We start from the raw sequence: 11,704 nt of genomic DNA, 5'->3' as shown, positions 1-11,704 counted from the left end.
GCCGGCTGGCCATGGAACACCTGCTGGATCGGGGCCACCGCCGCATCGCGTACCTCGGTGGCCCGTTCGCCATCGCCCAGGTCGCCTCGGCGGCGGCCGTGCGGGCCGCAGCGGTTTCGGCACGTGCCTGCTCGGTCTGCTCGTGGGCCCGGGCGGCCTGTTCGCGGGCCTGTCCGGCCTCGGTGTGCAGGCGTTGGGCGCGGTCGAGGGCGTCGGTGGCGGCGCGGGACGCCCGGTCGGCGTCGGCGCGGGCGGCGTCGCGTTCGCCGGTCAGCTCGGTGGCGCGGCGGCGTTCGGTGTCCACCTCGGCGCGCAGCGCCCGCAGTTCGTGGCGGGCGGTGTCGCGGTCCCGTTCGGCCTGCGTCCGCAGGGCCTCCGCGGCGCTGGCCTGCCGGCGGGCGTCGTCGCGGGCGGCCTCCGCCGCCTCGGCGCGCCCGGCCGCCGCCGAGGCCCGCTCGTCGGCCTGCCGTGCCTCGGCGCGGGTGGTGTCGCGTTCGGCGGTGGCGGCCCGGGCCTCCTCGCGGGCCCGGACGGCGGCTGCGGCGGCGTCCTCGGCGTCGCGGCGGGCCTCGTCCCGTTCGGTCTGCGCCGCCGCCACCTGGGTCGCCGCGTCGGCGCGGGCCTGCGCGAGCTGGCGTTCCACCCCGACGGGGGACAGCCCGGCGTGCAGGGCCTCGGCGAGGGTCTGGGTGACCTGCTCCAGCCGGTCCACCGCCTCCCAGGTGCGGGCCACCTGCCCGGGCAGGCCGGGGGCGTTGCGGTGGCGCATCCGGCTGTTGCGGGAGGCCCGCTGGCAGGCGTTGTCGTTGTCGCGGCAGTAGCGGAACGGCCGGCCCGCGCCGGCACGTTGCGGCACCTGACGGCCACAGTGGGCGCAGGGGCGGGTGTCGGCGGGGGTGGGCTGGGCGTCCATCGAGGGCGCAGTCTACTGCCGCGGCCGCCCCGCCCGGCCGCCCGGATCGGGCGGGGGACGGGTTCAGCCGGCGGTGCGGGCCGAGCGGTCCAGGGTGTAGCGGCGTTGCAGCAGCAACGCGACGAGCATCGCCGCCGCGGGCAGCAGCCCGAACCCCCAACGGATCGCGGTCAGCGCGCCCTCGGGCTGGGTGACGCTCTCGCCGGCGGCGGAGGCGACGAACCCGCCGGCGGCCAGGCACAGCGAGTACGCCCACGGGCCCAGCGCCGCGCCGGTGGCCTCGGTGGCGGTCCACACCCCGGTGTAGGTGCCGGCGGCGCCGCCGCCCGCGCGGATGACGTCGGGCATCATCGAGAACGGCAGCAGCTGCATGCCGGCGAACGCGACGCCGAGTACCGCCACGGCGGCCACCAGCACCGGCAGGCCGGCCGGCCGGCCCACGGCGAGGACCAGCGAGCCGGCCGCGAAGGCGCCCTGCGCGCCGAGCAGCGCCCGCTGCTTGCCGAACCGGCGGGCCGCCACCAGCCAGGCCGGGGTGACCAGCAGGGCCGGGGCGACGAAGGCGGCCACCAGGACGGTGGTCAGGCCGGGGCGGCCCAGCTCGTACTCGGCGTAGTAGGGCACGGCGGCCAGTACCAGGTGGGTGGTGGTGGACATGGCCAGGTAGGCGGCGACCAGCCAGCGGAACTGCCGGTCGCGCAGCGCCGTGCCGAGCGCGCGCCAGCCGCCGCCGTGCGGTGCGGACGTGGCGGCGGCGGCCCGGCGCAGTCGGCCGATGCCGGCCACCCCCACCAGCATGGCGGCCAGCATCCCGACGGCGAGCAGCACGCCCATCCGCTGGTAGCCGCCCCGGGTGGCGTCGTCACCGCCGGCCAGCAGCGGCGCCAGCAGCCCGGAGACGAGGATGCCGAAGGTCAGCACCACCATCCGGAAGGCCATCAGCCGGGTCCGCTCGTGGTAGCCGATCCGCAGGTCGGCGGGGGTGGCCAGGTAGGGGACCTGGTAGGCGGCGAAGAGCAGGTTGCCGGCGACGAAGGCGACCGCGACCCAGGCGGCGGCGGGTGCGCCGGTCAGCCCGCCGGGCACGGCGAACAGCGTGGCGAAGGCGAGCGGCAGGGCGCAGCCGACCAGCAGCAGCCGGCGGCGGTCGCCGCGGCGGGCCTGCTCGACGTCGCAGCGGTGCCCGATCCAGGGGTGCAGCAGCACGTCGGCGATCTTCGGCAGCAGCAGCGCCAGGCCGGCCAGCCAGGGGGCGACGGCCAGCACGTCGGTGAGGAAGTAGAGCAGCAGCAGGCCGGGGACGGTCACCCAGACGCCCATGCCGAGGGAGCCGGCGGCGAAGCCGAGCAGTGGTCCGCGGGGCAGGGTGGTGGCGTCCGTGCTGGTCGGCTGCTGGTCGAGCCCGGTCATGGCCGTTTCCCCTCCGGGCACGCCGCCCGCTAATCCAACGGATGCTGGATTGTAGGGGCAGAATGGCGGCCATGACCATGCCTCGACGCCGACCCGGGCGGCCCCGCCGCGAGGAGACCCGACCCACCCGGGAGGTGGTGCTCACCGCCGCGACGGAGTTGTTCGCCCGGCGGGGCTTCGACGCCGTCGGGCTGCGGGAGGTCGCGGCGGCGGCCGGCGTCGACGTCGCCACGGTCTCGCACCACACGGGTACGAAGGCGCAGCTCTACGACGCCTGCTTCGCCCGGGTCTTCGCGGCCGAGCGGGAGGTGCTCGAGGCGGCGGCCGGGCGGGCCCGGCAGGCGCTGGGCAACGGGCCGGCCGAGGCCCGGCGCGCCCTGCACGACCTGGTGGACGTGTTCGTGGACTTCCTTGAGGACCGGCCGGAGACCACCGCGTTGTGGCTGCGTCGCTGGTTGGAGCCGCAGCGGCACGCCGAACTCGACGAGCGGTACGCGGCCCCGCTGTACCGGCTCGTCGCCGACCTGCTCAGCGCCGCCGCCGCGGGCGGGGCGCTGGTGGAGCCGGCGCCGCACGTGACCGTACGCAGCCTGGTGTGGGCGGTGCACGGTCACGTGGTGGCGCTCGCCGCCGACGGCGGGTCGCAGGCGCGGGAGCGGCGGGAGTTCCGGGCGTTCGTGCACCGCTTCCTCGACGGCCTCTACGGTCCGGCGACGCCTTGACGTGCCGCCGGGGGTCGGGCCATTATCCAACGAACGTTGGATTGATGGGGAGGAGCCGGCGATGGGTGCACAGCCCCGGGTGGCGGTCATCGGCGCGGGCGCGGCCGGACTGGCCACCCTCAAGGCGCTCGCCGACGCCGGCGTACCGGCCGTCGGCTTCGAGGCGGGCGACCGGGTCGGCGGCCTCTGGGTGTACGGGGCGCCCGGCTCGCCCGCGTACCGGACCCTGCACCTGAACACCAGCCGGACGCGCACCGAGTTCGCCGACCACCCGATGCCGGCGCACTGGCCCGACTACCCCGACCACGCCCGGGTCGCCGGCTGGCTCACCGACTACGCCGACCGGTTCGACCTGCACCAGGCGGTACGGCTGCGACACACCGTCGACCGGGTCACTGCCGCCCCCGTCGGCCGGTGGACGGTGCACGCCGACGGGCCCGACGGCCCGGTCAGCGTCACCGTCGACGCCGTCGTCGTCGCCAACGGCCACAACCGGGTGCCGAAACCGCCGGCCCCCGACCACACCGGCACCTGCACCGCCACGCAACTGCACAGCCACGCCTACCGGGGTCCCGACCAGCTCACCGGCCGGCGCGTCCTGGTCGTCGGCGGCGGCAACTCCGCGATGGACATCGCCGTGGACGCCTCGTACGCGGCCCGGCGCACCCTGCTGTCGTTGCGCCGGGGCGTCTGGGTGGTGCCGAAACACCTGCTGGGCCGCCCGTCGGACGCCCTCAACGGCGCCCTCGCCCGGCGGCTGCCGTGGCGGCTGCGCCAGCGCATCACCGAACGGATGCTCGCCGCGACCGTCGGCTCACCCACCCGCTACGGCCTGCCCGCCCCCGCCCACGGCTTCCTCCAGGACCACCCGACGCTGTCGGACGGGCTGCTGTCCCGGCTGACCCACGGCGAGATCGAACCCCGCCCCGGCATCGCCGGCTTCGACGGCGACCGGGTCACCTTCACCGACGGCCGCACCGACGAGATCGACCTGGTGATCTGGTGCACCGGCTACCGGGTCGAGATCCCGTTCCTCGACCCCGCGCTGCTTGGCGACGGGGCCGACACCCTGCCGCTGTACCGGCACGTCTTCCACCTCGACGCGCCCGGGCTGGCGTTCGTCGGGCTCATGCAGTCCACCGGCTCCGCGTTCCCGCTGGTCGAGGCGCAGGCCAAGCTGGTCGCGGCGCAGCTGTCCGGCCGCTACGCGCTGCCCGATCCGCAGCAGCAGCGGGCCGTCTGCCGGGCCGAGCTGCGGGCCGCCACCGCCCGCTGGGGGCAGCGCCGGCCCGCGATGCGGGTGGACTTCGACGCGTACCTGGCCGAGCTGACCCGCGAACTGGCCGCCGGCACCCGCCGCGCCCACGCCGCCGGGGCCACGGCATGAGCGCGCTGGCCCACCGGCGGGTGCTGGTCACCGGCGCCACCGGCACCTTCGGCCGGCAGCTGTGCGCCGCGCTCACCGCCGCCGGGGCGCGCGTCGTCGGCCTCGACCGCCAGCCGGGCACCGCCGCCGACGTGCCGGTGCTGGGCTGCGACCTGACCGACCCGACCGCCGTGCCACCGGCGGTCGCCGCCGCCGTCGACCGCCTCGGCGGGCTGGACCTGCTGGTCAACAACGCGGGCGTCGGCGGTCCCGCCCCGGCCGAACTGCCGCCCGACGAGGTGGTGCGCCAGCAGATCGAGGTGAACCTGCTCGCCGCCTGGCGGACCACCGCCGCCGCGCTGCCCGCCCTGGAGGCCACCCGTGGCCGGGTGGTCTTCGTCGCCAGCCGGATGGCCCTGCTGCCGCTGCCGCTGGCCGCCGCGTACGGGGTCAGCAAACGCGCCCTGGTCGCGTACGCCGACGCGCTGCGCCACGAGGTGGGCACCCACGTCGGGGTGAGCGTGGTCTACCCGAGCATGGTCGCCTCCCCGATCCACGACAGCACCGCCGACGCCGGCCTGTCCCTGCGCGGGGTGTCCCGACTGGAACCGGTGGAGGGAGTGGTCGCGGCGATCCTGCGCGCCGCCACCGCCCGCCGGGCACCCCGGGACGTGGCCACCACCAGGCGCGGACGTGTCGAGCTGGCCCTCGCCCGGCACGCACCGGCACTGGCCGACCGGATCGTGCGGCGTACCGTCGCCACCCGGCTCGCCGCCGGTGACCTGGACGCCGCACCGCTGGCCGCGGGGATGGTCCGCCGGCACCGCGACACCGGCTAGCGTGGGCCGGTGGCCGTCTCCCCGTACATCGCCAAGCTGCGTGCCCACGTCGGCCACGACCTGCTCCTGCTACCCGGTGTGAGCGGGGTCGTCCGCGACGACGACGGGCGGGTGCTGCTGGCCCGGCGCGCCGACAACGGCCGCTGGTCGGTGCCCGCCGGCCTCATCGACCCCGGCGAGCAGCCCGCCGACGCCGTGGCGCGGGAGGTGTACGAGGAGACCGGCGTGCGCGTACGCGTCGACGGGGTCGCCGGCGTCGCCACCCACCGGGTCGTCTACCCCAACGGCGACACCTGCGAATACCTCAACGTCTGGTTCCGGTGCCGGGCCGTCGGCGGCGAGGCCCGGGTCAACGACGACGAGTCCACCGAGGTGGCCTGGTTCGACCCGGGCGACCTGCCGGAGCTCGACGAGTGGGCGCGACTGCGCGTCGACACCACGCTGCGCGAGGACGCCCCCACCTGGCACGCCGGGCCCGGCGAGCGGCACCCCGCGCTCAGCCGGCCCGACGCGCTCTGACCGCCGCTCACCCCGCCGCTTCGAAGGTCACCTCCAGCGGCGTCGCGGCGGCCAGGTCCACGTTCCGCCCGCCGTACGGGCTGCGTACCGTCAGCCGCTGCGCCACCGGGGAGGACAGGCGGGCCCGGACCGTACCGTCCGACCAGGACAGCTCCTCCACGGTGACCCGGCCCCGGCAGGTCACCCCGCGCAGCACCCCGGCGTCCAGGCCCGGCAGCGTGGCCGGGAGCAGCCACAGCAGCCCCGGGCGGGACTGCACCAGCGACTCGATCAGCACGGCCGGCAGGGCGTGCGCCGCGTCGGCGTTGTAGGTCACCAGGCCCGGGTTGTGCGCGCTCATCAGGGACCGGAAGAACATGTCGTTGCCGAGGATCTTCAGCAGGTTCCCGGCGGTCAGGGTGCCGTCGTGCAGCCGGGCGGCGGCCAGCGCCCGGTGCAGGCTGCCGTGCGCGGAGAGGTTCTCGTCGCCGCGCAGCGTCAACGCCCGGTGCGCGGCCTCGGCCAGTTCAGGGGTGTCGTCCGGGTTGATCTCGTCCAGCGGCCACACCGGGTAGAGGTGGCTGACGTGCCGGTGGTCGTCGTCGCCGTGGTGGCCGGGCCAGGCCCACTCGGCCAGCGCCCCCCGCTCGTCGCACCGGTACGCGGGCAGCCGCCGCAGCAGCCCCGCCCACCGGTCCGAGCCGGTCACCTCGGCGGCCGTACGCAGGGCGTGCCGGGCGGCGGCGATGTCCATCGTGGCGTTCACCGCCACGTGCACCGGCTGCCCCCGCCCGTCGAGCGGGCCGGTCTCCGCCGAGTACGACGGCACGACCACCACGGCACCCGTGTCGTCGGTGACGGTCAGGAAGTCGGCGAAGAAGTCCGCCACCTCCGTCAGCCAGCCGGCGAGTTCCCCGAGGGGCGCGCCGGTGACCAGGTGGTGCTCGTACAGCGGGTGCAGCAGCCAGTCGGCGCCGGGCAGCCAGGCCGCGAACGGCCAGTCCTCGTGCAGGTGGAACAGGTGCCCGTGTTCGCCGTCGGTGCGGCTGGGCGCCAGCAGCCCCCGGGCCCCGTAGATCGCCCGCGCGTTGCGCCGCCAGTCGTCGACCTGGCCCCGGACCAGGTTGGCGTGGGCGGCGGTGACCTCCGGCAGGGCGCCGACCCCTGCGCCGGCCAGTTGCAGGTTGAGGTTGGCGTCGGTGGTGAAGTCGCCGGCCCAGGCGGCGTCCCACGAGCCCAGCCACAGGCCCGTCAGCCGGGGCGGCAGGACGCCGCTGGAGCTGAGCAGCAGGTAGCGGCCGGCGTGGAACAGCCGCTCCAGCAGGGCGGGCTGGAGCGTGCCCGGGTCGGCGTTCTGCGCCGCGAGCAGCTCACCCACGGGCAGCTCCCGCTGCGCGGCGGGCACGCCCAGGTCCAGGCTGACCCGCCGGTACGCCGCCGCGTGTGGCCCGACGTGCCGGGCCAGCAGGGTCCCGTAGTCGTCGCCGGCGTGGGCGGCCAGCAGGTCCTCCAGGTCGCCGGTGCGCCACGGGGCCGCCTCGGGCCGGTCGAGCACCGTCGTCAGCAGCGCCGGGCCGCGTACCGCCACCCGGTCGTCACCGAGCACCGCCACGTCACCGCGCAGCAGCGTGAGCCCCTCGAAGCCGTACGCGCCGCCGGCGTCGGGATAGCGGCCCCGCATCCGCAGGAAGACCAGGTCCCCCCGGCGGTACGCGGCGGCGGTGTAGGTCACCGACTCCGGCCGGCCGGGCAGGTCACCGGTGACACCGACCTGGCAGGTGCCCGCGTCGACGTGGGTGACCACGAGCCCGTCGGCCCGGGAGACGAACGACCGTCGCCGCCCGGCCGCCCACTCGACGACCACCTCGCCGGTGCCGAACTCGGTGCGCCGGCGGTAGTCGTGGACCGGGCCGGGGTCGACGGCGTCGACGGTGAGGGCGAAGCCGGGGTGGAACGACTGCGTCCAGCGCAGCACCCCGTCCCCGGCGAGCAGCCGGCTGGCCTCCGCGCGGCGGTCGGCGAGCATCAGCTCCCGGATCCGGGGCAGCAGGGCGGCCAGCTCGGGCGGCCGGGCGTCGCGGGTGCCGTTGGGCAGGACGAACCGGTGGTGGTTGACGACGATGCGGTCGGCGTGCGGCTGGCCGTACACCATGATCCCCGACTCGCCGTTGCCGGAGAGGAACGCGTCCTCCCAGCGGGTGGCGGGGGCGGTGTCCCAGATGCGGTGGACCGAGTCGGCCGTCACCGCCCGGCCCCCGCCGGGGTGGGGGAGGCGGTGCTGTCGCGTACCGTCAGCCGGGGTTGGAGGAGGGTGACCTCCGGCACCGCCTCGTCGCCGAACTTGCGCATCAGCAGGGAGACGGCCTGGGTGCCGATCTCCTCGGCGGGGACCGGCACGGCGGTGAGCATCGGGCTGGCCTGCTCGGCGAACGGGTCGGGGCAGACGGCCACGACCGACACGTCCTGCGGCACCCGCCGGCCCAGGGCGGGCAGCGTGGCCAGCACCGGGCCGACGGCGGCCTCGTTCTGCACGATGAGCCCCGACACGTCGGGGTGGTGCGCGAACAGGTCGGTGAGGGTCTGCCGGACGGCCACCGCGCCCTCCTCGCAGGGCAGGGTCACCGCGTCGACGCCATGCTCTCCGGCGGCCTCGACGACACCGGCGCGGGTGCGGTGCGCGAAGCCCGTGCCCCGGTCGTAGACCGCGGTCGGCGCGCCGAGCAGGGCGACGCGGCGGTGACCCAGCCCGGCCAGGTGCGCGACGCAGGCCCAGCCGGCCCGGTGGAAGTCCAGGTCCACACAGGTCAGGCCGGTGGCGTCGGCGGGCACCCCGATCAGCACGCTGGGCCGGGCCAGCTCCCGCAACAGCGGCACCCGCGGGTCGTCCAGCTCGACGTCCATGACCAGCACGCCGTCGACCAGGGCGGTGGCGGCGACGCGCCGCAGGCCGGCGGGCCCCTCGTCGGAGGTGACCAGCAGGACGTCGTGGTCGAACCGGCGGGCCGTGGTGACCACGGCCATGGCGAACTGCATCACCACCGGCACCTGCATGCCCGCGCGCAGCGGCAGGACCAGCGCGATCACGTTGGCCCGCCGGCTGGCCAGGGCCCGCGCGCCGGCGTGCGGGTGGTAGCCGAGCAACCGGATGCTGGCCAGCACCCGGTTACGGGTGACCTCGGAGATGGCCCGCTTGCCACTGAGGACGTACGACACGGTGCTCACGGCGACCCCGGCGTGCCGGGCGACGTCGGTGATGGTGGGCTGGTCGGGCGACGGGCGCCCGCGCGGCGGGGTCACCGTGCCGACGCCGGCACGGCGGCGGACCGGTCACCGGCGCTGGCCTCGTCACCGTGCACGGTGAGGGCGCCGACCAGCCGGATGTCGCGCGCCGACCGCCCGACCAGGATGGTGTGGGTGGCGTCCTCGACCACGTGGCGGCCGCGGATCTCGTCCCACCAGCCCAGCTCGGCGGTACGCAGCCGCAGCCGGAGGACCTGCCGCTGCCCGGGCGCGAGGCTGATCCGGGCGAAGTCCCGCAACTGGCGCAGGGGCTGCTTGACGCGGGAGCGCCGCTGCCGGGTGTAGAGCTGCACGACCTCCTCGCCGGGGCGGTCGCCGGTGTTGGTGACCTCGACGCTCACCTCGACCTCCTCGCCGGCGGTCGCCTCGGCCGCGCTCAACCGCAGGCCAGCGTAGTCGAACCGGGTGTAGCTGAGGCCGTGCCCGAACGGGTACAACGGGTCGCCCCGGTAGTACAGGTAGGTGCTGTCGGCGCCGATCACGTCGTAGTCGAGCAGGTCGGGCAGCTCGGCGGCGTCGGCGTACCAGGTCTGGGTGAGCCGGCCACCGGGTTCGGCGTCGCCCAGCAGCACGTCGGTGAGCGCCGTGCCGTGTTCCTGGCCGCCGTGCGCGGACCAGAGCACCGCCGGCAGGTGCTCCTCGGCCCAGCCGACCGCGTACGGGTAACTGCTGGTCACCGTCAGCACGGTGCGCGGGTTGGCGGCGTGCACGGCCCGCAGCAGGGCCTCCTGCCCGGCGGGCAGGGCCAGGTCGACGCGGTCCTCGGTTTCCCGGCCGTTGACCATCGGGTGGTTGCCGAGCGCCACCACCGCCACGTCGGCGGCGGCGGCCAAGGCGGCGGCCTCGGCGGCCCCGTCGGCCAGCAGTTCGACGCTGAACGGGGTGGCCTCGGCCGGGGTCGGGGCGTCGGGACGCAACCACCCGTCTGCGCCGACGGTGACGTACCGGTCGGTGGCGAGGTGGTGCAGCAGCACCGTGCCGTCGGGGCCGGCGTGGAACCGGAAGGTCTCCCGCACCACCCAGCCGCCCGGCCCGGGGCGGTCGTTGACGAGGACACCGTCGTCGTCGGCCCCGACGTGCCGGCCGTTGCCGGTGGCGCGCAGCGCGACCAGGTCGCGCCCCCAGTCGAAGACGTCGAACGCGCATGCGTCCGCGCCGACGGTCAGCGGGCCGCCGTCGGGGGTGTCCGGGCAGCCGACGTACCCGTCGCCGACGCGTAGCGCGATCCGGTCCGTTCCCGGGTGCGTGGTGACCGTGGACAGCCGCTGGGACAGGCCCTCGTACGCGGTGACCCGGTAGGGCGGGGTGCCGCTGTACCAGTCCTCGTACCCGGCGTCGGCCAGCGGGCCGAGCACGGCGACGCGCAGCCCGGCACCGCCGGTGAGCGGCAGCAGTCCGTCGTTGCGCAGCAGCACGATCGACTGGCGGGCCGCCTCCCTGGCCAGGTCGCGGTGCGCGGGGCGGTCGACGACGTCCGGCGGGACGTTCGCCCAGGGGTCGTCCTGCGGCGGGTCCAGGTCACCGAGGCGGGCCCGGACGGTGAGGATCCGCCGGACCGCACGGTCCACGTCGGCGGCGGTGACCAGTCCCCGCTCCAGCGCCTCGGTCAGCCGCCCGACGGTCGGGGCGCTGTCGGCGTCGTCCTCGGTGAAGCTGTCGATCCCGGCGCGCAGGGCGGCGGCGTGGCCGCTGACGTGGTCGGGCAGGTGACCCTGCACCCCGGCGATGTTGGTCACCGCGCCCGCGTCGCCGACGACCAGCAGCTCCTCGGGCGTCCACCGGCGCAGCTCGTCGTTGATGAGCGGGCTGAGGTGCGCCGGCACCCCGTTGACCAGGTTGTAGGAGGCCATCACGGCGACGGCCGCCCCGGCGACGAGGGGCGCCCGGAAGGCGGGCAGCTCGTACTCGTGCAGCACCCGGGGTGGCATGTCGCTGGACGTGGTGGCCCGGTCGGTCTCGTTGTTGTAGCCGAGGAAGTGTTTGACCGTCGGTGCCGTGCGCAGCCGGTCGGGGTGCTCGCCGCGCAGGCCCCACGCGTACGCGGTGGCGAGCCGGCCGGTCAGCCAGGGGTCCTCCGACCAGCCTTCCTCGTTGCGCCCCCAGCGGGGGTCGCGCAGCGGGTTGACCACCGGCGCCCAGACGTTGAGCCCGACCTGCTCGGGGTCGGCGTGGTGCTTGGCGCGTACCTCGTCGCCGACGGCGTCGCCGACCGTCCGGATCAGCTCGGGATTCCAGCTGCTGGCGAGCCCGACCGCCTGCGGGAAGACGGTGGCCCGGCCGAGCCACGCCACGCCGTGCAGCGCCTCGGTGCCGGTACGGAACGGGGGGAGGCCGAGCCGGGGCACGGCTGCCTGCCACTGGTGCAGCAGCCCGAGCTTCTCCGGGAGGGTGAGCCGGTCCAGCAGATCATCGACGAGGACTTCCGGGGACGGGGTGCGGTCGGTCATGGTCGGTCGCCTTCCGTGGGCCCGCGCCACGAGCTGTCGAAGCGCTTCGACAGCCACGGCGGCACGCGGCATCGCGGTGTGGTGGAGGCGGTCGCCGGCCCGGAAGCGTTGAAGCGCTTCGACGACCGCGGAAAACATGCCGCCCCGGGTGCCCGGCCACGAGGCGGCGGTTCGAGGTTGGCACCGTCGCGCGGTCCGGTCAAGGGCCG

Annotated in this window: 9 protein-coding genes; 4 read left to right on the top strand and 5 right to left on the bottom strand. The window is 76.2% G+C overall.

Translation table 11 applies throughout. The features are described 5' to 3' along the window. Positions 1–913: hypothetical protein (locus ABZ809_RS27160; protein WP_357565437.1), on the bottom strand; the 913-nt coding region annotated here is incomplete at its 3' end. Between the two features lie 63 nt (positions 914–976). After that, complete coding sequence (locus ABZ809_RS27155) at positions 977–2,323, bottom strand: MFS transporter (protein ID WP_357565436.1); 1,347 nt, start codon at positions 2,321–2,323, stop codon at positions 977–979. Between the two features lie 71 nt (positions 2,324–2,394). On the opposite strand from ABZ809_RS27155, the gene ABZ809_RS27150 reads away from it, so the two are divergent. The 4 genes from ABZ809_RS27150 (at position 2,395) to ABZ809_RS27135 (ending at position 5,769) form a co-directional block, all read left to right on the top strand. Beyond that, positions 2,395–3,045 (top strand): TetR/AcrR family transcriptional regulator, encoded by a 651-nt coding sequence (locus ABZ809_RS27150; RefSeq protein WP_357565435.1) that lies wholly within the window; start codon positions 2,395–2,397, stop codon positions 3,043–3,045. A gap of 61 nt (positions 3,046–3,106) precedes the next feature. After that, positions 3,107–4,432 carry an FAD-dependent oxidoreductase gene (locus ABZ809_RS27145; protein ID WP_357565434.1) on the top strand — a complete coding sequence of 442 codons (1,326 nt, stop codon included), beginning with the start codon at positions 3,107–3,109 and terminating at the stop codon, positions 4,430–4,432. Continuing rightward, on the top strand, positions 4,429–5,250 hold the full coding sequence (locus ABZ809_RS27140; protein ID WP_357565433.1) for an SDR family NAD(P)-dependent oxidoreductase: 822 nt from the start codon (positions 4,429–4,431) through the stop codon (positions 5,248–5,250). Before ABZ809_RS27145 ends, ABZ809_RS27140 begins: the two co-directional genes overlap by 4 nt. 9 nt (positions 5,251–5,259) lie before the next feature. Further along, on the top strand, positions 5,260–5,769 hold the full coding sequence (locus ABZ809_RS27135) for an NUDIX domain-containing protein (protein WP_357565432.1): 510 nt from the start codon (positions 5,260–5,262) through the stop codon (positions 5,767–5,769). Positions 5,770–5,776: 7 nt separating this feature from the next. On the opposite strand, the gene ABZ809_RS27130 is transcribed toward ABZ809_RS27135, so the two are convergent. The 3 genes from ABZ809_RS27130 to ABZ809_RS27120 are packed head-to-tail and all read right to left on the bottom strand — an operon-like array spanning position 5,777 to position 11,495. Then, entirely contained in the window at positions 5,777–7,993 is a 2,217-nt protein-coding gene (locus ABZ809_RS27130) for a glycoside hydrolase N-terminal domain-containing protein (RefSeq protein WP_357565431.1), read from the bottom strand. Continuing rightward, a complete protein-coding gene (locus ABZ809_RS27125) occupies positions 7,990–9,045 on the bottom strand; it encodes a LacI family DNA-binding transcriptional regulator (RefSeq protein WP_357565430.1) in 1,056 nt (351 codons plus the stop codon). Before ABZ809_RS27125 ends, ABZ809_RS27130 begins: the two co-directional genes overlap by 4 nt. Next, on the bottom strand, positions 9,042–11,495 hold the full coding sequence (locus tag ABZ809_RS27120) for a glycoside hydrolase family 3 C-terminal domain-containing protein (RefSeq protein WP_357565429.1): 2,454 nt from the start codon (positions 11,493–11,495) through the stop codon (positions 9,042–9,044). Before ABZ809_RS27120 ends, ABZ809_RS27125 begins: the two co-directional genes overlap by 4 nt. Positions 11,496–11,704: the final 209 nt, after the last annotated feature.

Source organism: Micromonospora sp. NPDC047074 (assembly GCF_040643815.1).
In the GTDB taxonomy this organism is placed as follows: Bacteria; Actinomycetota; Actinomycetes; order Mycobacteriales; family Micromonosporaceae; genus Micromonospora.
This window is presented reverse-complemented; position numbering and strand designations above follow the sequence as displayed.